This is a genomic window from Halorussus pelagicus, from assembly GCF_004087835.1.
In the GTDB taxonomy this organism is placed as follows: domain Archaea; phylum Halobacteriota; class Halobacteria; order Halobacteriales; family Haladaptataceae; genus Halorussus; species Halorussus pelagicus.
In genome coordinates this window covers 1991894-2015248 of sequence record NZ_CP035119.1, presented here as the reverse complement: position 1 = coordinate 2015248, position 23355 = coordinate 1991894, and the positions used below count along the sequence as shown (strand labels likewise).

Annotated in this window: 26 protein-coding genes and 1 tRNA gene; 15 read left to right on the top strand and 12 right to left on the bottom strand. The window is 66.3% G+C overall.

The window, feature by feature from the left end; genetic code table 11:
- The first annotated feature begins 282 nt into the window (after positions 1-282).
- The 8 genes from EP007_RS17775 (at position 283) to EP007_RS10070 (ending at position 7737) form a co-directional block, all read left to right on the top strand.
- Entirely contained in the window at positions 283-4611 is a 4329-nt protein-coding gene (locus EP007_RS17775; protein ID WP_208023483.1) for a hypothetical protein, read from the top strand.
- A gap of 54 nt (positions 4612-4665) precedes the next feature.
- On the top strand, positions 4666-4947 hold the full coding sequence (locus tag EP007_RS10100; RefSeq protein ID WP_128477535.1) for a 50S ribosomal protein L37ae: 282 nt from the start codon (positions 4666-4668) through the stop codon (positions 4945-4947).
- Positions 4944-5078, top strand: coding sequence for a DNA-directed RNA polymerase subunit P (locus tag EP007_RS10095; RefSeq protein WP_128477534.1), 135 nt, complete (start codon positions 4944-4946; stop codon positions 5076-5078). Before EP007_RS10100 ends, EP007_RS10095 begins: the two co-directional genes overlap by 4 nt.
- A gap of 13 nt (positions 5079-5091) precedes the next feature.
- Positions 5092-5391 carry a KEOPS complex subunit Pcc1 gene (locus tag EP007_RS10090; protein ID WP_128477533.1) on the top strand — a complete coding sequence of 100 codons (300 nt, stop codon included), beginning with the start codon at positions 5092-5094 and terminating at the stop codon, positions 5389-5391.
- 261 nt (positions 5392-5652) lie between these two features.
- Entirely contained in the window at positions 5653-6054 is a 402-nt protein-coding gene (locus tag EP007_RS10085) for a prefoldin subunit beta (RefSeq protein WP_128477532.1), read from the top strand.
- Positions 6055-6297: a DUF3194 domain-containing protein gene (locus EP007_RS10080; protein WP_128477531.1), complete on the top strand. Its 243-nt coding sequence runs from the start codon at positions 6055-6057 to the stop codon at positions 6295-6297.
- Positions 6298-6585: 288 nt separating this feature from the next.
- Positions 6586-7236 (top strand): helix-turn-helix domain-containing protein, encoded by a 651-nt coding sequence (locus EP007_RS10075; RefSeq protein ID WP_128477530.1) that lies wholly within the window; start codon positions 6586-6588, stop codon positions 7234-7236.
- A gap of 84 nt (positions 7237-7320) precedes the next feature.
- Positions 7321-7737, top strand: coding sequence for a DoxX family protein (locus EP007_RS10070; protein WP_243700364.1), 417 nt, complete (start codon positions 7321-7323; stop codon positions 7735-7737).
- Positions 7738-7889: 152 nt separating this feature from the next.
- On the opposite strand, the gene EP007_RS10065 is transcribed toward EP007_RS10070, so the two are convergent.
- The 4 genes from EP007_RS10065 to EP007_RS10050 form a co-directional block, all read right to left on the bottom strand.
- Positions 7890-9824: a DUF2070 family protein gene (locus EP007_RS10065; RefSeq protein WP_128477529.1), complete on the bottom strand. Its 1935-nt coding sequence runs from the start codon at positions 9822-9824 to the stop codon at positions 7890-7892.
- A gap of 45 nt (positions 9825-9869) precedes the next feature.
- A complete protein-coding gene (locus tag EP007_RS10060; RefSeq protein ID WP_128477528.1) occupies positions 9870-10418 on the bottom strand; it encodes a GMP synthase subunit A in 549 nt (182 codons plus the stop codon).
- Positions 10419-10533: 115 nt separating this feature from the next.
- Positions 10534-10974 (bottom strand): VOC family protein, encoded by a 441-nt coding sequence (locus EP007_RS10055; RefSeq protein ID WP_128477527.1) that lies wholly within the window; start codon positions 10972-10974, stop codon positions 10534-10536.
- Positions 10975-11026: 52 nt separating this feature from the next.
- On the bottom strand, positions 11027-11647 hold the full coding sequence (locus tag EP007_RS10050; protein ID WP_128478561.1) for a DUF7097 family protein: 621 nt from the start codon (positions 11645-11647) through the stop codon (positions 11027-11029).
- 140 nt (positions 11648-11787) lie between these two features.
- Between EP007_RS10050 and EP007_RS10045 the strand changes: the two genes are divergently transcribed.
- Positions 11788-12135 (top strand): DUF192 domain-containing protein, encoded by a 348-nt coding sequence (locus EP007_RS10045; protein ID WP_128477526.1) that lies wholly within the window; start codon positions 11788-11790, stop codon positions 12133-12135.
- Between the two features lie 136 nt (positions 12136-12271).
- Positions 12272-13513, top strand: coding sequence for an MFS transporter (locus EP007_RS10040; protein ID WP_208023482.1), 1242 nt, complete (start codon positions 12272-12274; stop codon positions 13511-13513).
- An 11-nt stretch (positions 13514-13524) separates the two neighbouring features.
- On the opposite strand, the gene EP007_RS10035 is transcribed toward EP007_RS10040, so the two are convergent.
- Together EP007_RS10035 and EP007_RS10030 are read right to left on the bottom strand one after the other, a co-directional pair.
- Positions 13525-14094, bottom strand: coding sequence for a DUF3368 domain-containing protein (locus tag EP007_RS10035; protein ID WP_128477525.1), 570 nt, complete (start codon positions 14092-14094; stop codon positions 13525-13527).
- Between the two features lie 9 nt (positions 14095-14103).
- A complete protein-coding gene (locus tag EP007_RS10030) occupies positions 14104-14379 on the bottom strand; it encodes a UPF0175 family protein (RefSeq protein ID WP_243700363.1) in 276 nt (91 codons plus the stop codon).
- Between the two features lie 263 nt (positions 14380-14642).
- Here EP007_RS10030 and EP007_RS10025 point away from each other — a divergent pair, with 263 nt between their 5' ends.
- Positions 14643-16151: an alpha-isopropylmalate synthase regulatory domain-containing protein gene (locus EP007_RS10025; protein ID WP_243700486.1), complete on the top strand. Its 1509-nt coding sequence runs from the start codon at positions 14643-14645 to the stop codon at positions 16149-16151.
- Positions 16152-16175: 24 nt separating this feature from the next.
- On the opposite strand, the gene EP007_RS10020 is transcribed toward EP007_RS10025, so the two are convergent.
- Entirely contained in the window at positions 16176-16454 is a 279-nt protein-coding gene (locus tag EP007_RS10020) for a hypothetical protein (RefSeq protein WP_128477523.1), read from the bottom strand.
- Between the two features lie 104 nt (positions 16455-16558).
- On the opposite strand from EP007_RS10020, the gene EP007_RS10015 reads away from it, so the two are divergent.
- Both EP007_RS10015 and EP007_RS10010 read left to right on the top strand, forming a co-directional pair.
- Positions 16559-17068: a TspO/MBR family protein gene (locus tag EP007_RS10015; RefSeq protein WP_128477522.1), complete on the top strand. Its 510-nt coding sequence runs from the start codon at positions 16559-16561 to the stop codon at positions 17066-17068.
- 124 nt (positions 17069-17192) lie between these two features.
- Entirely contained in the window at positions 17193-17588 is a 396-nt protein-coding gene (locus EP007_RS10010) for a hypothetical protein (protein ID WP_128477521.1), read from the top strand.
- Positions 17589-17688: 100 nt separating this feature from the next.
- On the opposite strand, the gene EP007_RS10005 is transcribed toward EP007_RS10010, so the two are convergent.
- A tRNA-Ser gene (locus EP007_RS10005) sits at positions 17689-17774 on the bottom strand.
- Positions 17775-17876: 102 nt separating this feature from the next.
- On the opposite strand from EP007_RS10005, the gene EP007_RS10000 reads away from it, so the two are divergent.
- Complete coding sequence (locus EP007_RS10000; RefSeq protein WP_128477520.1) at positions 17877-18827, top strand: AAA family ATPase; 951 nt, start codon at positions 17877-17879, stop codon at positions 18825-18827.
- Between the two features lie 122 nt (positions 18828-18949).
- Positions 18950-19558 carry a response regulator transcription factor gene (locus EP007_RS09995; protein WP_128477519.1) on the top strand — a complete coding sequence of 203 codons (609 nt, stop codon included), beginning with the start codon at positions 18950-18952 and terminating at the stop codon, positions 19556-19558.
- 115 nt (positions 19559-19673) lie between these two features.
- Here the strand turns inward: EP007_RS09995 and EP007_RS09990 are convergent, their stop codons facing one another.
- From EP007_RS09990 to EP007_RS09975, 4 genes are read right to left on the bottom strand one after another with little or no spacing between them, the layout of a single operon-like run.
- A complete protein-coding gene (locus tag EP007_RS09990) occupies positions 19674-20174 on the bottom strand; it encodes a DUF7519 family protein (RefSeq protein WP_128477518.1) in 501 nt (166 codons plus the stop codon).
- Complete coding sequence (locus EP007_RS09985; protein ID WP_128477517.1) at positions 20171-21448, bottom strand: DUF58 domain-containing protein; 1278 nt, start codon at positions 21446-21448, stop codon at positions 20171-20173. The genes EP007_RS09990 and EP007_RS09985 overlap by 4 nt, the downstream gene beginning before the upstream one ends.
- Complete coding sequence (locus EP007_RS09980) at positions 21445-22140, bottom strand: DUF7269 family protein (RefSeq protein ID WP_128477516.1); 696 nt, start codon at positions 22138-22140, stop codon at positions 21445-21447. The genes EP007_RS09985 and EP007_RS09980 overlap by 4 nt, the downstream gene beginning before the upstream one ends.
- Positions 22137-23081 carry a DUF4129 domain-containing protein gene (locus EP007_RS09975; protein WP_128477515.1) on the bottom strand — a complete coding sequence of 315 codons (945 nt, stop codon included), beginning with the start codon at positions 23079-23081 and terminating at the stop codon, positions 22137-22139. Before EP007_RS09975 ends, EP007_RS09980 begins: the two co-directional genes overlap by 4 nt.
- Between the last annotated feature and the right edge of the window lie 274 nt (positions 23082-23355).

The following is a 23355-nucleotide window of genomic DNA, read 5'->3' as shown; positions in this document are numbered from 1 at the left end:
TTTCGCAGGCGTCGTGAGCGATTACGGTTTTCACGCGCGGTACATGACCGTTTACGGTCACGATAGCTGAGCGAGGTCCGCTCTCCGTCCTCGCAGACGACGGAGTAATCGCTCGTGTCGCCGTCGCCGACCGTGACGATTGTCGTTCGGACCGTCCGTCGCGGCCGCGACGAGATTCCCGTCACGAAACGGATAGGTCCGTTCAAGCGGACGTTCGGCGCGTAAATCTGCCAAAACGTTCTTCCGTGGTTTTAGTTCGGTCTCTCGACACGGCGAGCGAGCATGTCCACTGACGACTCGACCACCGGACGGGAGAAATTGGCCGTGCTGGTTGTCGTCCTCTTCGTTGCGACGGCGGGCGCATCGACCGCGCTCGCCGGGCGCGACGACGGCCGAGAATCGACATCGCAGAGAGCGGCCGCCGGGACCGCGCAGATATCACAAGCATCGCTTTCGAGCGCCCAGTCGCTCTCGGCGGTGCGCGAGCGTCTCGGCTTGGCGAAACTGTCGGGAGCGGTGCCGACGCTCGCGGGGATTCCGAACGAAGCGAACGCCCCGAAGCGCGACCTTCCGGCGCTCGCGCCCGCCGAAGAGACGCACGGACTCTCGGCGACCCAGCAGTCGGCCGTCTCGACCGGCGTGAAAGAGGCGGCCGCGCTCGCCAGCGAACAGGGCGTGAACGTAACCCAAGAGCAACTGGCGTCGGCGAGAGACGGGGCGCTGACGGCGGTCTCGCAGGTGCAGAACGCCTCGGTCGAGCAGATTCAGGCGTCCGTCAAAGGGGCCTCCTACGGCGCGCTGATGCAGGCCCAAGGGGCCGCGGTGAACCAATCGCAAATCGCGGCGGGCGTCGGCGGCGGGACCAAGGGAAGTCTCTCTCAGCGCCAGAACGCCAGCGTCGAGCAGTTGCAGTCGGCGAGTTACGGCGCGACCCACGGCGCGGTCGCACAGCACCAGCAAGTCGAGGTCGAGCAGTTGCAGAAGGCCGCCGAAGGAGCCGCGGCGGGCGCGACCCGCGGAGCGGTCGGGACCGAAAGCGACCGCGTCGGCAAGATACGCGAGGCCGCACAGGGGGCTTCCTACGGGACGCTGGAGCAGTATCGCGTCTCCGGCACCGAGAAGTCGAAGTACGCGGCGCTCGGGGCGGCGAAGGGGGCCATCGAGGGGAGCCAAGAGAACAACGTCAAGCAAGTGCAGGTGTCGGCGCTCGGCGGGAGTTCCGGCGCGCTCTCCCAGAGCCAGCGCGCCCGCGTCGAGCAGGTGCAGGCCGCGGCCGCGGGGGCCGCGAAGGGCGCGGCCGCCCGGAGCCAGCAGGTAACCATCGAGCAACAGCAGGTCGCGGCCCAAGCGTCCGCGTCCGGGTCCGTCTCGCAGTCCCAGCGGGCGACAGTCGAGCAAGTGCAGTTCGCCGCGCAGGGGACCTGCCGAAACGCGCTGTCGGCCTGTCCGACGTGCGCGAACGAACGGCGAACCGTCGTGAACCTCGAACTGAGCCAGATTCTGCTCGTCCTCCGTCAGAGCGCCGCAATCGTCGTCCGGGATTCCGTCGAGCGACAGGTGGTCAAGCCGACGGTCATCGTCGAGCAGACCCAGACCGTCGTGAACAAGCGCGTCGAGGTCCATCACCACTACGGCGATGGAGGTGCTGGCGGTGACGGCGACGGCGGTAACGGCGGAGACGGCGAGGGGACCCGAGTGGCCGATTCCGACGGCGACGGTCTCCGCGACGACCGCGAGCGCCGCATCGGAACCGACCCGACAGACCCCGACACGGACGGCGACGGTCTCACCGACGGCGACGAGGTGTTCGTCCTGCGGACCGAACCGACCAGCGCGGACACGGACACCGACGGTCTCAGCGATGGTGCGGAACTCAATCAGTGGAACACCATCCCGACCGACGGAGACACCGACGGCGACGGACTCGAAGACGGCGAGGAAGTCGAGCGCGGGAGCGACCCCCTCGACCCCAACGACCCCAGCGAGACCGACGCCGACGGCGACGGACTCGCCAGAGAACAGGAGCGCGAACTCGGCTCCGACCCGCGAAATCCCGACAGCGACGGCGACGGCGTGCCCGACGGTGAGGAGTTCCGTGGGCTGGGAACCGACCCGACCGACCCCGACACGGACGACGACGGTCTCACCGACGGCGAGGAGGTAGACCGCTACAACACTGACCCGACGGGACCGGACTCGGACGGTGACGGTCTCACCGACGGCGAGGAAATCGAGCGAGATAGCGACCCGCTGGACGCTGGCGACCCGGCCTCGCAGGACGCCGACGGCGACGGTCTCGCCGACCCACAGGAGCGCGAACTCGGCACCGACCCCGAGAATCCCGACACCGACGGCGACGGACTCGACGACTTCGAGGAGATTTACGACTTCAACACGGACCCGACCGACTCGGACACCGACAGTGACGGACTGGCCGACTTCGAGGAAGTCCGGCAAGGAAGCGACCCGACCAACCCCAACGACCCCGAACCGACCGACAGCGACAGCGACGGCCTCACCGACGACCGCGAGCGCGAACTCGGCACCGACCCCGAGAATCCTGACACCGACGGCGACGGCTACTGGGACGGCGAGGAGGTTCGAGAGGGGACCGACCCGCTGGACTCGGCGAGTCCGGGCACGACAACGACCACGAGGATGACCGACACCACGACCACTGAAACCACGACTTCGACCATCGACACTACGACCACTGAAACCACGACTTCGACCATCGACACTACGACCACTGAAACCACGACTTCGACCATCGACACTACGACCACTGAAACCACGACTTCGACCATCGACACTACGACCACGACGACTGCAACGACCACGGAGGAACCGACGACAACCGAGACAACCACTGAAACGACGACTACCACAACAACTGAGAGGCGAACGCCGGTGACGACCGTCGATGGTCCCGATTCCGACGAGGACAACCTGACCGATGGCCGCGAGCGCGAACTCGGTACCGACCCCCAAGACCCGGACACCGACGGCGATGGACTCGAAGACGGCTTCGAGGTGGCTGGTCTCCCGAACTACGATTTGGAACCGACCGACCCAACCGACTCCGATACCGACGGCGACGGACTCACCGACGGCGAGGAGTTACTGGAGGAACCGCTCAGCGACCCGAGCATGGCCGATACCGACGATGACGGACTGGACGACGGGCGAGAGATAAACGAAGTCGGGACGAACGCGACGCTCGCGGACACCGACGACGACGGCTTCACCGACGGTGAGGAAGTCGAACGAGGGAGCGACCCCCTCGACCCGTCGAGTACGTCCGCGCAGGATACGGCGGACGAGAACGAGACGACCACGATCGAGACGACGACGGAAACAGCGACCGAGACGACGACCACGACGACGACAGAAGACGGAGCCACGACCACCACGGAGACGACAACAACGGAAACGACGACAGGGGACACAGGTCCCTCCGGAGAGGACGCACCGACAACAGAAACGACGGCAACGACGACTAAGACGACCACCACGGCGGAACCGACGACCACCGAAACGACTACCACGGAGACGACTACCACCGAAACGACTACCACGGAGACGACTACCACCGAAACGACTACCACCGAAACGACTACCACGACTGCAACCACGACGACTGGTACAACCGAGACGACCGCGACGACTGAGACCACTTCCACAACTACCGAGACGACTACGACAACCACTACTGCGACAACCACGACCACGACGACTACGACCACGACAACTACGACCACGACGACCACAACGACTACTGCAACGACAACCACTACTGCGACAACCACGACCACGACGACGCCAGCAGACTCCGACGAGGACGGTCTGACCGACGCCGAGGAGGAGGAAGCGGGCACCGACCCCGAGAGCGCCGACACCGACGGCGACGGGTTAGACGACGCCCGCGAAATCAAGGAACTCGACACCGACCCGACCGCGGCGGACACCGATGAGGATGGACTTGCCGACGGCGAAGAAATTGAGGCAGGTACCGACCCGACCGCGGCAGACACCGATGAGGATGGACTCGCCGACGGCGAAGAGGTTGAGACAGGTACTGACCCGACAAGTCCGGACTCGGACGACGATGGCCTGCTCGACGGCGAGGAAGTGAACGAGTACGGCACCGACCCGACCGTCCCAGATACCGACGACGATGGCCTGCTCGACGGCGAAGAAATCGAGGCAGGAACCGACCCGACCGCGGCAGACACCGATGAGGATGCACTGACCGACGGCGAGGAGGTGAACGAGTACGGAACCGACCCGACCGTGCCAGATACCGACGACGACGGGCTAACCGACGGCGAAGAAATCGAGGCAGGCACCGACCCGACGAACGCTGATTCAGACGAGGACGGACTCGAAGACGGCGAGGAGGTGAACGAGTACGGCACCGACCCGACCGCTCCAGATACTGACGAGGACGGACTCGAAGACGGCGAGGAAGTCGAGCGCGGGAGCGACCCGACGAACGCCGATTCCGACGGCGACGGCGTGCCCGACGGCGAGGACTCCGACCCGACGGACCCGAGCGTGCCCGCCGACGACCCCGACGAGGACGCGCCCGCAACCACGACGGCGGCCTGAGCGCCGCCTCGACTCAAAGGCTTTATCAGCGCGCCGGGGCAAATGCGCAGTACTATGGCCGAAAACACGAAGAGTCGAACCGGAAGCGCCGGTCGCTTCGGCGCGCGATACGGCCGCGTCTCCCGCAAGCGCGTCGCCGACATCGAGAGCGACATGAACGCCGACCACACCTGTCCCGAGTGCGGTACCGACGACGTTGACCGTCAGGGGACCGGTATCTGGCAGTGCAGCAGTTGCGGCTACAAGTACGCGGGCGGTACCTACCGCCCCGAGACGCCCGCGGGCCGGACGGTCACGCGTTCCATCCGTGCCGCGCTCGGCGAAGACGAAGAATGAGCTACAAGTGTTCGCGGTGTAAGCGCGACGTGGAACTCGACGAGTACGGCGGCGTTCGCTGTCCGTACTGCGGGCACCGCGTCCTCCTGAAGGAGCGGAGCCGCGACGTGAAGACGGTCGAAGTCCACTAACTCGCCGCTCTTCATGGGCGACTCTTCTGACGCGAGCGCGCGGTCGTACGACGCCGATGAGTCGAAACGCCGACCGCACGACGCGACGCTTCGGTTCGAGTACGAGTCGCCCGCGCGCGCTCGCGCAATCGCCCGCGCCGTCGCCCAAGAGGTCGGCGAAATCGACGGCGAGCGCTCGGCCGCGACGGTATCGCGCGAGGAGGTAGCGGTGGTCGTCCGCGTCGTCGCGGACGACCTCGTGGCGCTCCGCGCGGGGTGTAATACGTGGGGGTCGCTGGTCGAAGTCGCGGAGCGCACGTCGAGTCTCGCGTAGCGGTGCGGGCGGGCAACGATGGCGTCGGCGGTAGCTGTTACTTTCTCGGCGAGGTCTGGAAAAGCGAGTGGCTGCCGACGCCAGTCGGGACCGCACAGCACTGCGGCTCGGCGGAGACACCTCCGACTCGACAGCGTCCGTTCGGCTCACACCCGTCGAGCGACCCATCAGCCGACCGCGAACCGCCGAATCCGACGCCCTCGCTTGGACCGACAAAACCGAAAGCGGGGGTTTTTCTGTCCGGGTCGCATTTCCGTAGGTATGCAGGGTAATCTACCACCGGAAGCACAAGAGAAACTCGAAGAGCTACAGGACCTACAGGAGACCGCACAGCAGGTCGCTGCCCAGAAGAATCAGGCTGAGACCCAGCTCAACGAGGCCCAGACCGCCCTCGACGAACTCGACGACATCGACGAGGACACCACGATGTACCGAGAGGTCGGCGAACTGCTCGTCAAGACCGGCTACGACGAGGCGCAGGACGACCTCGACGAGAAGGTAGACAGCCTCGAAATCCGCGTCGAGACCCTCCAGAAGCAGGAAGAGCGCGTGCAGGAGCAGTTCGAGAGCCTCCAGTCCGAGCTTCAGAACATGCTCGGCGGCGGTGGCGGTCCCGGCGGCCCGCAGGGACCGGGAATGGGCGGCGGCGCTGGCGGCGCATAAATGCCGACTGACGACGAAGTCGTCCAGACGGCCGCCGAGGCAGCCGAGGGCCTGATATTCGCTCGGTTGCAGAACTCGACGGTCAAGGACCTCGACGTAACTGTCGAGTTCGAAGATGGCGTCCTCGACGTGGACGTGTATCTCAACGCGCCCGAAGCCGACGAGGAAGACGAAATCGCCGAGGACGCCGCGCTGGCGGCCCGGTCGGCGGTTGACGAACTGTTCGCCGACGCCGAGGACTGACTTCGGACTCACCGTTCTCGCGGATATTTCTTGCCGGGAGCGGATGCTATCGAGAGTCGTTGACCCGGCCGAGCGCGAAGCGAATAATTTCGAAATCCGGCGGCGCGCAACCTATTCAGGCATCACAAGACCTATTTATAACGCCCGAAATGCCGTGAACACCGCGGGTAGGGGTACCTTGCGGTGTTTTTTCGATCCGGTTCGGAGCGTCGCATCGCCCGGACCGAGCGAGCGGGACAGTTCAAAGAAAAATCACAATTAATACGTGATACCGCGGAGTGGGTAGTAATGAGCGTAGTAGCCGCGTTTACCGTTCCGGGAAACGACTTCCTATTGGGGTGGACGCTCGAACGCGTCCCCGAGATGCAGATCGAAATCGAACGGGTCGCCGTCGAGGACGAGGACGTGACGCCGTACTTCTGGGCCGCGGGCGGCGACTTCGAGACTTTCGAGGCGGTGCTAGAAGACGACCCGAGCGTCGAGGGCGTCACCACGCTGGAGGACCACGGCGACCAGCGCCTCTATCGGGTCGCGTGGAAGCGCGACTCGAAGGGAATCGTCTACGCCGTCTCGGAGGTTGACGCGACGGTGCTTCAGGCCACCAGCGACGGTACCGACTGGTCGGTCGAACTGCTCTTTCCCGACGACGAGATGGTCTCGGAGTTCCAAGAGTACGCCGCGACCCACGACCTCTCTTTCGAACTCCGGTGGCTTCACAACTCGGCCCACCCCGAGGCGTTCGGCCGGTACGGCGTCACCGACGAACAGCGCGAGGCGCTCGTGACCGCCTACCGAATGGGGTATTTCGAGGTGCCGGGAGAAGCGTCGCTCGGCGAGTTGGCCGACGAACTCGGCATCTCGAAGAACGCCGCCTCGGCCCGCCTCCACCGAGGCTACTCCAACCTCGTGGAGAACGCCCTGATTCACGACATTCTGTGAGAGAGTAGCAGGTCACGGCCGGGGAGCGCAGTCCTCGGCCAGAGAGCGAAACTGTTTCACCTCCGTGAGAGGTATCCATCGAGTATGAACGAGATTCTACACCGGCTCAAGCGCCCGTTACTTTATTTAATGGGTCCGGCGTACGTCGTCGCAGGCGTTCTGCATTTCGTCGTGCCGGAGTTGTACGTCCAGATCGTCCCGCCGGTGTTTCCGGCAGCGCTCGTACTCGTCTATCTGTCCGGCCTCGCCGAAATAGCCGTCGGGGTCGGGCTATTGATTCCCCGAACTCGACAACGCGCAGCCTGGGCGACGGTCGCGTTACTCGTTGCAATCTTTCCTGCAAACGTCTACATGGCGACCCACGGGGTCGTCATCGAGGGGTTGTCGGGCGGTGGCGACCCCTCCGACCTCGTTCGCTGGGGCCGACTCCCACTGCAGGGCGTGTTAATTCTCTGGGCGCTCTGGTACACTCAGCCACCGTCCAGAACCGAATCCCGTTGAGACAGGCAGAGAGCAACCCACGGCAGAAAAGTTGGCACCCTGGGTAGCGACTACCTCCACAAATTTATATATAATAGTTTGGAGATGCGAGTCGCCGATTCAACGTGCGATGTCTACCAGCGACGAGAGACTATTCGAAACCGAATCCCGACTCATGACCCCGCGAGGAAGAAGATGAGCAGGCTCAGGGCCATCGCGGCCATGATGACCGTCGCGGCCAGCGCCGCGCCCATCGAGATGAGCGCGTTGGCGTGACTGGCCAGCGTCTCGGTCCGGTCGTTGCCGAACACCGTCACCTCGGCGCGCTCGGTTGCCATGCCCGCCTCGACCGGTTCGAGGTCGTCGGCCGCCTTGCCGACGAGGCGGTCGATGACGGCGACGAGTTCGTCTTGGTCGATGGACTCGCCGACCTGATTCGAGGCCTCGACCTGATTGACGATGTGGGTGTCCGTGGTCATCACTTCGGCCTCGTCGATGGCCGGGAGCGGTGCGCCGTCGGCCGCGGCGGCGGAGTCGGTCTCGCCGACGCCCTCTTGCTCGCCGGTCAGTCGCGCGACGATGCGGTCGCGCAGGCCGGGTTCCATGTTGTTGCCGTCCACGAGGACGTAGGCCGTGCGGTGGTCGCCGACCTCCAGAATCGAGACGCGGACCCCGAGCGGACCGATGCCGTCGAGGGGAGTCCAGTCGGTCGCGTCCCACGCGACGCCCATCCTGACGGGGGCCTGTTCGGTCTCGGCCAGTCTGTCTCCGGTCTCGCCCGCGGCCTGCATCATGTCGAACGAGCGCTCGCTACCGGGGTAGACGTGGCCGAGGTCCGGCCCTTGCAGTCCGTTGTTACAGTTGTGCGCGTCCACGAGCATCACGTCCTCGACGCCCGCCGACCGGGCCTCCGCGGCGGCCGAGAGACCGACCGCGTACTCCACGTCGTCGGCGAACTCCGGCGAGTAGGTCGCCACCAGCAGGGCGTCGCCGCCGAACGCCTGCCCGACGAGTTTGGCATCGCCCTCTTGGACGCGAATCGCGGGTGTCGCGGTGTCGTGATATTCGATGTTCTCGAAGGCCTCGTCGGCCGTCTCGATGAGGGTCTCGACCTCGTGTTCGGTGACGAGGTTGAAGTCGTGTCCCGCGGTGGCGTGTGGCGGGAAGGCGATGCCCTCGGCCGACTCGGCGACGCGCTTGGGCAGGTTGCCGCCGCCGATTTCCCCCATCGGGCCGGGGTGAATCATCGGGAGGACGAACCGGGCCTTCTCGGTTCCGCTGTCTGCGCTCCGGAACGCGAGGACCGTCACGGGCACCACGGCTTCCTCGCCGATGTCCTCGAAGAATCCTTCCAGTTCGTTGGTCCCCTCCGCGATGTGGCCGATGAATCCACGGACAAAGTCCAGCACGCTCACGCCGAGGCTTCGCTTCCACGGCCGGTCGATGAACTGGACGAACGCCCAGACCGCGAACCCGTAGATAAGGCACATGATGGCGAGCAGGGCGAAGTCCACGGGGACGATAACCCCGAGTTCCGGCGGTGCCTCGTCGGCCCGCATGAACAGAATCTCGATCAGCGGGCCGCCCCCGACGTAGAGATACTTCATCGTGCCGCTGTAGATGAAAAACAGGAGGGCGGCCGCGGCCGTCTGGATGCTGGCCGGAATCACCGCGATGAGAACCGACCGCCGCGAGACCGCCATGACGACCAGCAGGCGGAGCGCGAACACCGAGGCGACGCCCACGATGAGCGCGTCGAAGACGAACTGCTGGCCGAGATGCGACGTGAGTTCAGCTATCGCTCCCGCCGCCGCCATGATGGCGACGATGACGACTTCGCAGGTCAGCGCCAGTAGCGACGACCGACTGTAGGTCAACTGGCCGCCCAGCCAGCGGTCAACCGGCGTGGTCAGGAGGCTGGCGGCGACGGTCGGGACGCCGATAAAGAAGACGCCCTGCCACGCGTCTTCCAGCACGAACTGGGAGTCGAACGCGCCGACGCCAGCGACGGCGGCGATGAGGAGCGCGAACGTCACGCTGGCGTACCATCGCGGCGCGCGAAAGATATACCGCGACAGATTGGCGAGGTCGCCCTGCGTCGCTGTCATACTCGAGATTTTCTGCCGCGGAAAATAAAAGGTGCTACTCTCTGCTTACTCGCAGATTGCCCGGAAGTTCTCGAACACTTCCTCGCCCTCCTCGGTGTGGGCAACCTCGGGGTGCCACTGGACGCCGTAGAGGTCCCGGTCGGCGTCGGCCATCGCTTCGACGCCGCACACGTCGCTGGTCGCGGTCCGGGAAAAGCCCTCAGGAACTTCCTTGACCTCGTCGGCGTGACTCGCCCAGACGCGCGTCTCGGGCGCGAGCGACCCGACGAGCGGGTCGTCGTCGGCCAGAACCTCGACGCTCACGTCGGCGTAACCACCGTACTCGCCCTCGCCGACCCGGCCGCCCAGTTCGTCGGCGATTATCTGCATGCCGAGACAGATGCCCAGCACGGGCACGTCGAGGTCGAAGTAGTCGGCGCAGTTGCCGATGTTCTCGATGTCGGGACCGCCCGAGAGGACGAGTCCGTCGGCATCGATTTCTTCCGGCGGCGTCGTGTTATCGATGATTTCGGTCTCGACGCCCATGTCGCGGAGCGCGCGGTGTTCCAAGTGCGTGAACTGCCCGTGGTTGTCAACTACGACGATACGAGTCATTGACGAATCGTAGTTAGTAGCCCTACTAAAGCAGTTCGATGACGGGAAAATCGAGTCGAGTCGAATCGAACGAAACCACGTCGAATCGACCACCCAGAGGCTCGCCGGACCCGTATCACGCTCCGAGCGATTCGGGGTCGAACCGCGCGTTCTCGCCGCGCCACTCCTCTCGGTCGCGTTCCTCGCGCGTGTCGAGATACACCTCCACGCCGTTTCCGTCGGGGTCGTCGAAGTACAGCGCCTTGCTGATGCCGTGGTCCACGGGCGCGACTTCGACGCCGCGCTCGCGGAGTCGGCGGTAGGTCGCCCGGAGCGCGTCGGCGTCCGGCACTTCGAAGGCGACGTGGTACATCCCGACGCCGGGACCGGGACCCTCGGCGTCCGGGCCACGGCCCTGCAAGGCAACGTCGTGATGCTTCTCGCCCCACGAGAGGAACGCGTAGTCGCCGATTCGCTCGGTCACGTCGAGACCCAACACGTCGCGGTAGAACGCCACGGAGCGGTCCACGTCGCGGACCTTCAGGTGGACGTGACCGAGTTCTGTCGGATGGTCCATATCGGCGTTTCGAGGCGACCGAGCAAAAACCGGCGGTTCGCGGCCGATTCTGTCACTCGTCGTCTGCGTGGAATCGCTCGGCGGCCGACTCGAACCCGGTCTCCGACTGCTCGCGCGACCGGCGGTCCTCCGTCTCGGCGATTGCCTCGGGGTCCGGGTTCGCGTCGTCGTCGATGCGCGCCCACGACTTGTGGACCTTCGCGTGGCACCACCGACAGAGGTAGACCGTGATTTCGTGGCCGAGCGTCTCGCCCTCGCCCGCGTCATCGGACGGCGTCGGATTGCTCTGTGAACCCCGTTCACCGGGGTACGAGAGGTGATGCTCTTCGAGGAGCGGGCGCTCGTCGGAGTGGGCCATCCGGCGCTCTTCGAGACCGCACCGGACGCACTTGCGGTCGCGCTTTCGACAGCGGTAGTGCGGACAGGACGCCCAGTCCCAGTCGCCGCTCGCGGTTCCACCGCTCTTTTTCGAGGCGCACGACGCCTCGCCGTCAGGGTCGGCGGCGGGGCACCGCAGGTCCTCGCGCCTGCGCTCGCGGGCGAACTCCGGGTCCTGCTCGGGATGGTCGAAGGCGAACCGGCACTTGCCCTCGTCGGTGAGATGGTCGCAGCGTCCCGCGTGGTCGTAGGGGTCGTCCACGCCGACCGGGGTCCCGGTGGGCGTCTCCTTCATCGCACGGTCGTTGGTCGGCGTCGGTAATAAGGGTGCGGCGATGGGCGTCTCCACCGCGGCCGAGCGTGGCGCGGAAACCACCGATTCGGCCCCTGTCGCGGACGGAAACGTTTTTCGTGCCGCCGCGAACACTTTCGGTCGTGCGACTGGTACGCGACGACGGCCGGACCGAGCAGGTCCTCGCCACCGAGGTCGAGACCGCCGACTCGTTCCTCTCGCAGGCCCGCGGCCTGATGTTCCGGCGGTCGATTCCCGACGACTACGCGCTCGTGTTTCGATTCGACGGCGTGGACGCCCGCGACGTACATATGGTGTTCGTCCCCTTCCCGCTTGACGTGCTGTGGTTGCAGGACGGCGAAGTCCAGCACAAAGAGCGCCTCTCGGCGTGGACCGGACTGGCGGAGGCCGAGGCCGACCAGCTAATCGAACTCCCGGCGGGCAGTGCGGACGAGGTGGCGGTCGGCGACGACGTGCGACTGGTGGAGTAGTCACCGACGAGGGTCGTCGGGTGAAGTAGTCGGCCGATTTCGGCAGTAGTTTCGCCCGCCTCGGCCGTTTTATTACGCTTCGCCCGATTCGGTCATAACAAGACGTTTCCGAGGTTCGGGAGTATCGTCGCTGTCGATGACAGAGCGCGAGTGGTCTCGTCTACCGGACTCGGCCGTGGTCAGGTACTACCTCTACAAGGCGACGAAAGCGGTCGAGTTCTACCGGCCCGTGATGTACCTCTACTTCCTCTCGCAGGGGCTATCGTTCACCCAAATCGCCCTGCTCGAAGCGACCTACAACGTCACGACGGTTCTGGGCGAGGTGCCGACGGGCTACATCGGAGACCGAATCGGCCGCCGAAACAGCCTGCTGGTCGGGACCGGACTCATCGCGGCGACGCTCGTCGCCATCGGCTTCGCGGGGTCATTTCCGGCGCTCGTCGCTCTCTACGTCTGCTGGTCGATGGGCTACAACTTCCGGTCGGGGAGCGAGGACGCGTGGCTCTACGATACCCTGACCGACGACCGCTCGGCCGACGAGTTTTCGCGGGTCCGCGGGCGCGGCGAGTCAGTCTCTCTGTTGACGGGCGTCGGCGCGGCCGTCGTCGGCGGCTACCTCGGAAACCTTGACCTCGCGTACCCCTTCTTCGTCGCCGCCGGAGTCACCGCGCTCGGGCTTCCGGTCTTGCTCTCGGTCTCCGAATCCGACACCTACGAGGAGACCGACCGAGACGACCTCTCGCTCCGGCGGAGCGTGGGCATCGTGCGCGAAACGGTGACGAACCGCCGGATTCGCGCGTTCGTTGTCTACTACTACGTCCTGTTCGCCGCGGTCCTCTATCTCGTCTTCATGTTCGTCCAACCCGTCTTCGAGTCGGTCGTCGTGGACCTCGGCGTCGCGTCAGGCCGCGTCGAGTCGCTTCTCGGGTGGTACTACGCCGCAATAAGTCTCGTCGGCGCTGGCGTCAGCTACTACGCCGGAGCCATCAGGGACCGAATCGGACTCCGGACGTGGTTTCTCGTCCTGCCGTTCGCCGTCGGCGCGGCGCTGGTCGGGATGTACGCCGTCCCGGTGCTGGCGCTCCCCGTTCTTCTGCTTGCCCGCGGCATCGCGGACGCGACCCGCGCGCTCGCCAGCCAGTACGTCAACGACCGCACCGAGTCGCTCGGCCGGGCGACGGTCCTGAGCTCGATGGCGATGGTCAGCGGCCTGACCGTGATTCCGTTCCAGTTGGCGAGCGGCGCGGTGTCGGACTTCTCGTCGCCGCTACTGGCGCTGGCGATAGCCGGGGGCGTCCTGATAGTCGGGTCGCTGGCGGTCGTCGCGTGGGAGGTTCCGGTAGCCGCCGAGCAGAGAGCCAAAATCCGCGAATTGTAGCGCGAGTGCAGTCACTCGGCCGCGCTGTCGACTAGCTTCTCGGCGCGCCGGAGCAGACGGGCGCTCAATCTCGCCCCTACCTCGTCCATGGTGACGAGTGCATCCTTGGCGGCGTCCGGGTCAAGGACTCCCGTCTCGACTGCTGCGACCAGTACACCGATGGACCCGGACAGAGAGACGCCGAGCGCCTTGCAGGCCTTCCGTAGCGGTTTGTCGTCAGTCACGACGACCGGATTTTCTACAACCATACCGAGAGCAAGGAGTGCAACGTCTCCTTCGAACTCGGGGGCGTCGTCCCGGTCGGCGTTTCTACTGACAGGCGTTGCGTCGAGATGTGACGCCGCATGGTTGACAGTCTCGGCTCCAGCAGTTTCGACGGCGTCCACGATTCGAAGCCAGTCGTCACTGGCCGAATCGAGATGTGAAGCGGCCGGTTCGTCGGAGATTTCGTCGGCCACGGCCCACGGTACGACCACCTCCCCGTCGAGTCCAGCGAGTAGATTAAGGTGGTCAATTTCCGCGAGAGTGATGAAGACGCTAGCGTCCACGAACAACTGTTTCGGCGGGAGTTCGTCGCTCATCTTCGGGCCTCAGAGCAGGTTCTCCACGTCGGATTCGAGGTCAGTCTCGTCGTAGTTACTCAGGACGCCGCGCTCATTGGCTTCGGCCATCATTTCCGCAACGGTGAGACCCGCAATGTCGGCGGCCCCGCGCATACCGACCTCGCCGTGTCGGTACTTCTCCAACGCGACGCGGACGAGCTGTTCGCGCGCTCCGCTCCGAATTGCGGCCCGAATCGCATCGCTCCGACTCCCGTCGTGCTGATCGGCGAGTCGGTCCACCAGATCGAGTTCCTCGTCGCTCATGCGAGTCGTGACGTTCTCCATGTGAAATACATTGCAATGCAACGTATTATTCTTGGCGGAGCGAAACCGGTCCGACAGACCGGCCTGTCACAAAGGCCCCCTTAACTACTCCCCGGTGAAAGCGAGAGCGTGGTCAATCATGGCCAGTGAACGATTTATTCGGGGGTTCCCCGAATAACACATCCCCCGCAGACGGCGACGGACAGAGCGACGAACGCACCGAACGACGCGCCGACCGCGACCGACGACTCTCGGGGCGCGACGTGCAACTTCTGGACACCACGCTCCGAGACGGCGAGCAGGCGCCGGGCGTCTCGCTGACTCCCGAGGAGAAAGCCGAGATAGCGACCGCGCTCGACCGCGCGGGCGTCTCGGTCGTGGAGGCCGGGAGCGCCTGCACGGGCGAGGGCGAGCGCGAGACCATCCGTCGCGTGGCCGACCGCGGCTTGGACGCCCGCGTCACCAGTTTCGCGCGCGGCGTCCGCGACGACATCGACCTCGCGCTCGACTGCGGCGTGGACGGCGTGAACCTCGTCGTGCCCGCAAGCGACCGCCACGTCGAAGGCAAGGTCGGCACCTCCCGCGACGAAGTAGTCGAGACGACGGCCGATCTTGTGGCGTACGCCCGCGACCACGGTCTCTGGGTCGAAGTCATCGGCGAGGACGGCTCTCGGGCGGATTTCGAATTCTTGGAACGCCTCGCCGCGGCCGCCCACGACGCCGGAGCGGACCGGTTCTGCTTCGCGGACACGGTGGGCCACACCGGCCCGGAGAGCGCCTACAAGGCGGTCTCGCGGCTCTCGGAACTCGGACCGACCAGTACGCACACCCACGACGACCTCGGACTGGCAGTGACGAACGCCCTCGCCAGCGTGGCCGCGGGCGCGGACCTCGTCCACGCCACGGTCAACGGCGTCGGCGAGCGTGCGGGCAACGTCGCGCTCGAAGAGGTCGCCATCGCTCTCGACCACTGCTACGGCGTCGAGACGGCCGAGACGACCAAACTCTACGACCTCGCGCGAGCGGTCGCGGACGCGACCGACGTACCCCTCGCGCCGAACAAGGCCGTCGTCGGCGAGAACGCATTCGCCCACGAGTCGGGTATCCATACCGACGGCACGCTGAAGGACGAGCGGATGTACGAACCCTACCCGCCCGAAAAGGTGGGTCGGGAGCGCCGACTCGTCCTCGGCAAGCACACCGGCCGGGCGGGCGCGAAGGCGGCGCTCGCCGAACACGGCGTCGAGGTCAGCGACGACGAACTGGCCGAGGTCGTCGCGCGCGTCCAGCGACTCGCCGAGCAGGAAAAGCGCGTGACCGACGCCGACCTGCTCGCCATCGCCGACGACGTGCGGGACCGCGAGCGGGACCGCCGTATCGCCCTGCTCGAACTCACCGCGACCAGCGGCGGGCCACAACCCACCGCGAGCGTCCGCCTCGAAGTTGATGGCGACGAGCAGGTCGCCAGCGGCACCGGCGACGGACCGGTGGACGCCGCGGTCAGCGCGGTCCGCGAGGCGGTCTCCGGGTCGCGCGAGTCGGCCGCCGTGGCGGCCGACGCCGCGCTCGATTCGTACCATGTTGACGCCATCACGGGCGGGACAGACGCGGTGGTGACGGTCGAAGTCGAGATGTCGCGGGGCGACCGCTCGGTGACGGTCCGGGCGAGCGACGGCGACATCACCCGCGCCAGCGTCACCGCGATGGTGGACGCGCTGGACCGACTGCTCGTCGTGGACGACGAGACCGAGCGCGCGAGCGCGGACGACTGAGAAGTACGGCGGGCGCGCTCTGCTCTATTCGTCCCGAAGCGCCGCCGCCACCGCTTCCAGTTCCGCCTTCCGGAACGAGTTCGGAGCCTCCTCCGGGTCGTCGTCGTTCAACTCGCCGAGTGTCCACAGAATGCCCGCGCGCATCTGTGGCTTCGACGGGAGCCGATTCTCGTCGATGTCGTAGCCCACAGCGTCACAGATTGCCGCCAGCGCCTCCTTCGTGAACCCGGTCGATTCGACGCGTTCGTACCTGCCTACGGCCGTCCGGATTTCGTTCCGGAGGTCGTCCACGGTCGGTGACATACGGACAGAGACGGAGAGACCGGTCCTGTAAGTTGCGGTCTAGCGACGGAAACGCTCGAAATGGACCCTCCATCTCTTTCCCGCTTCCCGACCTACAGAGGCGCATGACCATTACTGAGACACTGACCCGAGGCAACGACGGAGAGGGCGTCTCGTGGGTTGCGCTCGTCGCCAGCGTCCTCGTCTGCGAACTCGCCGGTATCGTCCCGTCGCTGTTGACCGCCGACGAGGTAGCGACGTGGTACCCGACGCTCGCCAAACCCGCGTTCACGCCGCCGAGTTGGCTGTTCGGCCCGGTCTGGACGACGCTCTACCTGCTGATGGGCGTCGCGCTGTATCTGGTCTGGCGGAGCGACGACGGGCGACCCCGGACGGTCGCGCTGGCGCTGTTCGGCGCACAACTCGTTCTGAACGCCGCGTGGACGATGGTCTTCTTCGGCGCGCAGGCCATCTTCGGCGGACTGGTCGTCATCCTCGTCCTACTGGCGACGATTCTGGCGACCATCGGCGCGTTCGCCCGAATCGACCGCCGGGCGGCCGCACTGCTCGTGCCGTACCTGCTCTGGGTCGGGTTCGCCACCGCGCTGAACCTCCAGATTTGGCGACTCAACTGACCCCGAGTAGCAGGTCGTTACCGCCGAATCGCACGGACCAACCACGCCTGACGCCCGATTGGGCCGCGATTACGCCGACTATTCGCGGTCTATAACAAAGGATTCGCACGGCGTCGGCGGTGTCGTGTCGAACGACGCGTCCACCTACGCCGTCGGCGGCGGCCGCTTCGCGGTCGGCGCGGACCGCCTCACCCTGCTCGCGGTGCTGGTCGTCGGCAAACTGCTCGACGCCGTCAGCACCGTGACCGTCCTCTCGCTCCGCGACGACGTGTACGAGTCGATGTGGCTGACTCGAACGCTGATGGGCGAGTTCGGCATGGTCGAGGGCGTCCTCGTCACCGTCGTTCTTGCCGTCGTCGGGGTGGTCCTGCTGGCCGAGAGCGGCGCGGTCGTCGCCCGACTGGTCCCCGACGAGTGGGCACCGGACCGGTATCCCGCCGTGTTCCGCGTCGTGACCTACTGCTCGGCTGGCGTCTGGTACGGCTGTCTGGGCGTCCACAACGTCTCGTTTCTGTTCTGAGCGAACGTCGAAAGTTAGTATACATGGATGTCTCGATTCAGTGGCCCTGAAACCAAAAGCAAGAGATGCCCGTAGCTAAGAAGGCTGAAAGTCGGAAAAACGCCGAGAAGGAGATTCGAACTCCTGTGTCCGTAGAGGACAGTTGCTCTCGAAGCAACCGCCTTGGCCGGGCTAGGCTATCTCGGCTCACTCTATCTTTCTGCCCTCTTCGACTTAGGGATTTCGATTCCGCGCGCTTCAGTCAGTAGACCGTCACCTTCAAGCGGACGGCCCGCCACCGGGTAGGGTATGGACGTAACCGAGGCCAACGAGCAGTGCGACGCCGTCCTCGACGCTATCGGCAACGCCGTCATCGCCGACCGGGAGTTCCTCGAAACCGTACTCTTGGGCGCGATGGCGGGCGGGCACGCCCTGCTGGAGGACGTTCCGGGAACGGGCAAGACCCTGACTGCGCGGAGTTTCGCGTCGGCGCTCGGCCTGTCGTTCTCGCGGGTTCAGTTCACCCCCGACCTGCTTCCCGCGGACGTGACCGGAACGCACGTCTTCAACGAGCAGGACCGCGAGTTCGAGTTCAACGAGGGACCGATCTTCGCAAACGTCGTCCTCGCCGACGAGATCAACCGCGCGCCGCCCAAGACCCAAGCCGCCCTGCTGGAAGCGATGGAGGAAGGGCAGGTCACGGTGGACGGCGACACTCACGACCTCCCCAAGCCGTTTTTCGTCATCGCCACGCAGAACCCCGTCGAGCAGGAGGGCACGTTCCCCTTGCCCGAGGCGCAGGTTGACCGCTTCGCGGTCAAGTCCTCTATCGGCTACCCCGAAATCGAGGGCGAGTACGAACTCCTGCGCCGACGCGCCGGGCGCTCGGCCCAGAGTCCGTCGGTCGGGACCGTGCTGGACGAGCAACTCGTGACCGAACTTCGGGAAGTGCCCGAGACGGTTCGGGTGGACGACGACCTGTTGGAGTACATGGCCAACATCGCGCGCGAGACCCGCGAGGACCGCCGCGTGCAGGTCGGCGTCTCCCCGCGCGGGACCCAGCGACTCTTCGAGACCACCCGCGCCTACGCCGCGATGAACGGTCGGGAGTTCGTCACCCCCGACGACGTGAAGCGCGTGGCTCACCCCGTGCTGGCCCACAGGGTCGTTCTCACGCCCGACGCGCAGGTCAACAACGTCTCGAAGTCCTCGGTCGTGGACCGCGTGCTGGACGACGTTCCCGTTCCGACCGTAGAGTGAACACGATTCGCACGAAACGGTTAGTTCGGATTACCTTCCCCCTACGATATAAAACAATACAGTTAAAGTTGGAAAACCATCACAATCTATATACGAAGATACTCTGATAATTCGGACAGAAAATGGGCGTCGAACCGTGGACGGAGAGCGAAACCCGCACTCGCGCGTCGAACGTTCTGCTGGTCGGAGAGGCGGCGAACTTGTGTACGGAGTGGCTACCGAGACTGAACGTAACGACCGCCAGCGACGGCGAAATTGCGCTCGCGGTCGCCGACGCCGACGTGGACGCAATGCTGATACCCCAACGCTGTCCGGACCTCTCGGGCGACGAACTCGTCTCGAAACTCCGCGACCGTGGCGTCGAAGCACCCGCGGCGGTGGTCCTCCCCGAAGCCTCCGACGCCGACGTGCTCGAACTCGGGTTCGACGACTACGTCTGTCGGCCGCTCACCGAGCGTAAAATCGAGACGGTACTCCGGCGACTCATCAAGCGACAGACGTACAACCGACTGCTCCGGCGGTACTACCGACTCGCTATCTGTCAGACGAATCCGGTAATACGCGAGGACGAGTCGAGCGCCGAAGCACGCGCCCGAATCGAGGCGGAGTTACGAGACGTGCAGGACCAACTGGCCGCAATCGAGAGCGAGATGGCGGCCGATGAGTACGAGGACCTGTTTAGAGACCTCCAGCGGGCCTTAGCCGATGCCGCCGAGCGGAGTGAGGGCTGAATTTTCCCGTCCGCGATGACTAGCGCGCCCCGGAGCGAACGTCCTGCGGGATTTTCCGGTCGTTCGAAGCATCGAGCGATGGCTTCGAAAAGCCACCGGGCGCGGAACCCCGGTCTCAGTTCCGGAGCGCCGACGTGAGAACCACGGCGGCCAACAGCAGGAAGACGAGCGCGGACACTGGCTGACCGCCCGACGCGGCCAGATAGATGCCGTAGCCGAGCGCGCCAGCGCCGACGCCGACCACGGTACTGCCCGCGGCGTGGGTCACTTCCAGTTGCGTCGTGTCGGTCTCGCGGCCCAACTGCTCGCCGACGTTGATGGCCTGCTCGGCGAAGTCCCACGCTAACACCGTGGCGATGACCCCCGGCAGAAGGACGTACGGCGCGCCGACGAGCAGGCCGCCGACCAGCGCGCCCACGAGCAGGGCGCTCGCGCCGAGCGTGACGCCGCGCCGGGAACCGCGAACGACGCCGACCGCGACGACGACGAATCCGGCCACGCCGAGCGCGAGTCCGGCGCTCGTCGTGAGCGCGCTGGTGCCCGCCGCGAGCGCCGCCGCGCTCACCGCGAGCGCCGACGAGAGGCGCGCTGGCGAGCGGTCGATTTCGCGGGTCACGCGCCACCTCCTGTCACTCTGGCCATCCGTGACAGCGCGACGCCCAACTGCTCGTCGGTGTCCCAGTCCACGACCCGGAGACCCGCCTGCCGAAGCTCCGAGACGCGGTGCTTGCGCTGGGTCCGCGCGAACCGCTGGCCTGCGGTGTCCGTCGCGGTGGGGTCCGGGCTAACGACGGTCACGAGGTGGCCCTCGGCGTCGAGTCTGCGGGCGACCTCAGGCCCGAAGTCGTCACAGAGCGGCGTGACGAAGACGACCTGCGTCGAGGCGGGCAGGCGCTTTCGCAGTTGTTTGAGCCGCGTCGTCGGGTAGAACATCCCCTCAGGGGGCGTCGGCGCGAACGCGGGATGAGTCGCCAGCAGGTCCCGAGCGCGGGCCTGATGGTCGTGGCCAGCGCCGGGCGCGAGCCAGCAGGTCTTCGGTCCGAGCGAGGCCACTCCCACGCGGTCGCCCGCGTCGAGCAGTTGCGTGACGATTTTTCCCGCGGCGTCCACGCCGTACTGGACCGCGTTGCGCGCCTCCTCGTCGCGGGCCAGATACGCCTTCTCGCGGGTGTCCACGAGGACGACCACGCTCGCGGCGCGCTCCTCGCGGAAGTCGATGGTCGTGAGTTCGCCCGTGCGCGCGAGGCGGTTCCAGTCCACCCGCGAGAGGGGGTCGCTGGTCCGATACTCGCGGGTCGCGTGGAACTCGACGCCCGACCCGCCCGTGTCGGTCGTGACCCGACCGGTGTACCGGGTGGTCTGGGCGCGCAAGGGCACGTCCACGGTGGTTCCGAGTTTTGGGACGCACCGGAGCGTCGTCTCGCACTCGATTCCCTGCTCAACCTCGATGGCACCACTGAAGTCCCGGACGATGGCCGTCGCGGGGTCGAACTCGTGGTCGCCGCGCTCGGTCTCCACCGTGTAGGCCAGCGTCGCCGACTTGCCGGGACGGAGCGCGGTGCCGAGGCGCGCAGAGCCGGAGACGACCGGCAGGGCCTCTGGCACGCCGTCTACGACTCGAAGGTCCGGGACCATCGAGTCGCCGACGTTCTCGACGGTGAGTCGGACCTGCACCTCCTCGCCCGGCAGGGGTTCGTCGTCGCTGACGGTCCGGGTCACGTCGAGGTCGGGGTCGGGCGTGCCCGCGGTCCGGGCGTAGGCCGCGAACGCGACGCCGACGACGCCCGACAGCAGGACCAGCGGTCGGCTGAACAGCACGCCGAGCGCGCCCGCCAGCAGGGCCACGCCGCTGATGCCGCGCCAGCGGTTCGTCTGTCGAATCGACTTCACGCTTCGGTCTCCATTCGACTCGATTCGTCGGCGCGAGAGTGAGTCGGCTCGTCGGTCTCGGACGCGCGAGCGCGCCCGGCAGTTTCTTGCACATTATTTTGGGAGTCGTCTTCGTCTTCGACGCCCGCCGTCCGGGCCACCGCGTCGGCGGTCCGGCGAATCCGGTACTGGAACGGCGACTGGGTGCTGGCCGCGATTTTCACCCGGTCGGCCAGCGGCGGCGAGGGAGCGTCGGGACCGCCGAGGAACGTCGCGGCGTGGGGGTCGTCGGTCCACGCGCCGGTCTCGATGCGGTCGCGGGCCTGGTCGCGCGAGCAGTTCTCTCGGTCGGCGACGGCGGTCAGCGCCGCGGTTTCGAGGGTGTCCCGGAGGTCCGACCGCTCGCGGATGAGGTTGCGTCGGGGACCCGACCGCAACTCGGCGACAGTCCGGTCGAACTCCTCGCCGGGCGTGGGCATCGCTTCGACGGTCTCCACGTCGTCGGTCTCGGCGGCGCGCAGTTCGGTCGCCATCCGGGAGCGAGCGACCCGCACCGCCTGCACCAGCGCGAGCAGGCCGACGACGGTGACGGCGGCGTAGCCGGTGCCGATGGCGGCCGCGAATCCGGGGACGAACATCAGCAGCAGGCCGACCGCGACCGCGACGACGCCGACGGTCGTCAGAATCGGGTGGCCGTCGTCGTCGCCGGTCATCGGTTCTCACCCGCGTACTCGCGTTCGATGCGCCGGAGGGCATCAAGCGCCTGCTGTTCTCGCTCTTCGGTCGGCGACTCGCCGCCGTAGCGCACCTCCTCAAACAGCGTGGTGAGTCGGTCCACGTCCTCGCGGGCCATGCCCGCATCGACCGCAGCGGCCGCGAACTCCGAGGGCGTGCTAGACTGAGGGTTGGCCACGTCGAGGTGGTCGGTCATCTCGTGCCACGCGCGGAACACCTCGTTGTCCACGTCGGTCGCTGTCTCGATGCGGTCGGCGGCCTCGCCCGCGGCCCGGCCGACCGCGTTCACGTCGGTCGTGTCGTCGGGTTCCGTGAACGCCTCGTCTTCCTCGGGGTCCTCGCCGCTGGAGGAGACGAACAGGAGCGCGACGGCCGCGACGAGCGCGACGCCCAGTCCCGCCAGTAGGAGAACCGAGGGGTCGGTGATGCTCGTCCCGGTCGAACCGCCGGGCGCGCCGCTCCCGCCCTCGGGGACGAGCGAGAGGTTCCCCTTCTCGAAGAGGGAACTTCGGGCGTCGGGCAACGGTTTGGTACAGGCCGTGAGCAGGGCGTGGGCGAACAGGAGCGGGATGCCCACCGGCCCGGCGTAGGCGACGACGCCGAGACCTCCGAGTCGCCGGTAGGCGACGTACGCGCCGCTGGCGAATCCGGCGAACAGGAGCGTGACTGCCCACCACTGGTCGAAGACGGGGTAGCACGGGAGGTTCAACGGCGGCCCGGCGTCGCCGTCGGACGACTGGTTGCCGAGTTTCAAACTGGGCTGACTGCCGTTCTGCGCGCCCGCGTCCGAACTCGGCTGGCCGAGACCGAACCCGCCCGAGTCGGTGACGACGGCGGAGTTCAGCGTCGCGGCCGCGACCCCGATAGCGACGACCGCCAACAGCGCGAGTACGACAGGGCGTGCGGTATCACGGTCCACGGAGGTAGGTAGCAGGATTGATAACTTAGAGGTTCTGCCTTGTAGTGGATGTTGGGGTGTCGCTGAGTCGTTTCGGTCGTCGTTTGTACGGTTGCTGTCCGCGGAGTCGGAGGTGACGGTTTCGAAAGCCCCCGCCGCGTCGGTCGATTCACCGGGCGTCTGCCGGTGGTCAGGGCAGTCGAGCGCGTTCCGGTGGTCGGTCACGGGGAGCGCACGCCAATAGCCCGTCGAGACTTCTCTACCTGTGGAAAAGACATCTATAGAAACCCAAGAG

What these genes read in the sequence shown, in the direction of transcription:
- EP007_RS17775 (WP_208023483.1), top strand. Translation starts at nt 283, where the DNA reads ATGTCCACTGACGACTCGACCACCGGACGGGAGAAATTGGCCGTGCTG.
- EP007_RS10050 (WP_128478561.1), bottom strand. Translation starts at nt 11,647, where the DNA reads ATGAAGGAGACGCCCACCGGGACCCCGGTCGGCGTGGACGACCCCTAC.
- EP007_RS10020 (WP_128477523.1), bottom strand. Translation starts at nt 16,454, where the DNA reads ATGTCACCGACCGTGGACGACCTCCGGAACGAAATCCGGACGGCCGTA.
- EP007_RS10055 (WP_128477527.1), bottom strand. Translation starts at nt 10,974, where the DNA reads ATGGACCATCCGACAGAACTCGGTCACGTCCACCTGAAGGTCCGCGAC.
- EP007_RS10085 (WP_128477532.1), top strand. Translation starts at nt 5,653, where the DNA reads ATGCAGGGTAATCTACCACCGGAAGCACAAGAGAAACTCGAAGAGCTA.
- EP007_RS10100 (WP_128477535.1), top strand. Translation starts at nt 4,666, where the DNA reads ATGGCCGAAAACACGAAGAGTCGAACCGGAAGCGCCGGTCGCTTCGGC.
- EP007_RS10065 (WP_128477529.1), bottom strand. Translation starts at nt 9,824, where the DNA reads ATGACAGCGACGCAGGGCGACCTCGCCAATCTGTCGCGGTATATCTTT.
- EP007_RS10075 (WP_128477530.1), top strand. Translation starts at nt 6,586, where the DNA reads ATGAGCGTAGTAGCCGCGTTTACCGTTCCGGGAAACGACTTCCTATTG.
- EP007_RS09995 (WP_128477519.1), top strand. Translation starts at nt 18,950, where the DNA reads ATGGGCGTCGAACCGTGGACGGAGAGCGAAACCCGCACTCGCGCGTCG.
- EP007_RS10070 (WP_243700364.1), top strand. Translation starts at nt 7,321, where the DNA reads ATGAACGAGATTCTACACCGGCTCAAGCGCCCGTTACTTTATTTAATG.
- EP007_RS10060 (WP_128477528.1), bottom strand. Translation starts at nt 10,418, where the DNA reads ATGACTCGTATCGTCGTAGTTGACAACCACGGGCAGTTCACGCACTTG.
- EP007_RS10000 (WP_128477520.1), top strand. Translation starts at nt 17,877, where the DNA reads ATGGACGTAACCGAGGCCAACGAGCAGTGCGACGCCGTCCTCGACGCT.
- EP007_RS09980 (WP_128477516.1), bottom strand. Translation starts at nt 22,140, where the DNA reads ATGACCGGCGACGACGACGGCCACCCGATTCTGACGACCGTCGGCGTC.
- EP007_RS10095 (WP_128477534.1), top strand. Translation starts at nt 4,944, where the DNA reads ATGAGCTACAAGTGTTCGCGGTGTAAGCGCGACGTGGAACTCGACGAG.
- EP007_RS10015 (WP_128477522.1), top strand. Translation starts at nt 16,559, where the DNA reads ATGACCATTACTGAGACACTGACCCGAGGCAACGACGGAGAGGGCGTC.
- EP007_RS10030 (WP_243700363.1), bottom strand. Translation starts at nt 14,379, where the DNA reads ATGAGCGACGAGGAACTCGATCTGGTGGACCGACTCGCCGATCAGCAC.
- EP007_RS10040 (WP_208023482.1), top strand. Translation starts at nt 12,272, where the DNA reads ATGACAGAGCGCGAGTGGTCTCGTCTACCGGACTCGGCCGTGGTCAGG.
- EP007_RS10035 (WP_128477525.1), bottom strand. Translation starts at nt 14,094, where the DNA reads ATGAGCGACGAACTCCCGCCGAAACAGTTGTTCGTGGACGCTAGCGTC.
- EP007_RS10080 (WP_128477531.1), top strand. Translation starts at nt 6,055, where the DNA reads ATGCCGACTGACGACGAAGTCGTCCAGACGGCCGCCGAGGCAGCCGAG.
- EP007_RS10090 (WP_128477533.1), top strand. Translation starts at nt 5,092, where the DNA reads ATGGGCGACTCTTCTGACGCGAGCGCGCGGTCGTACGACGCCGATGAG.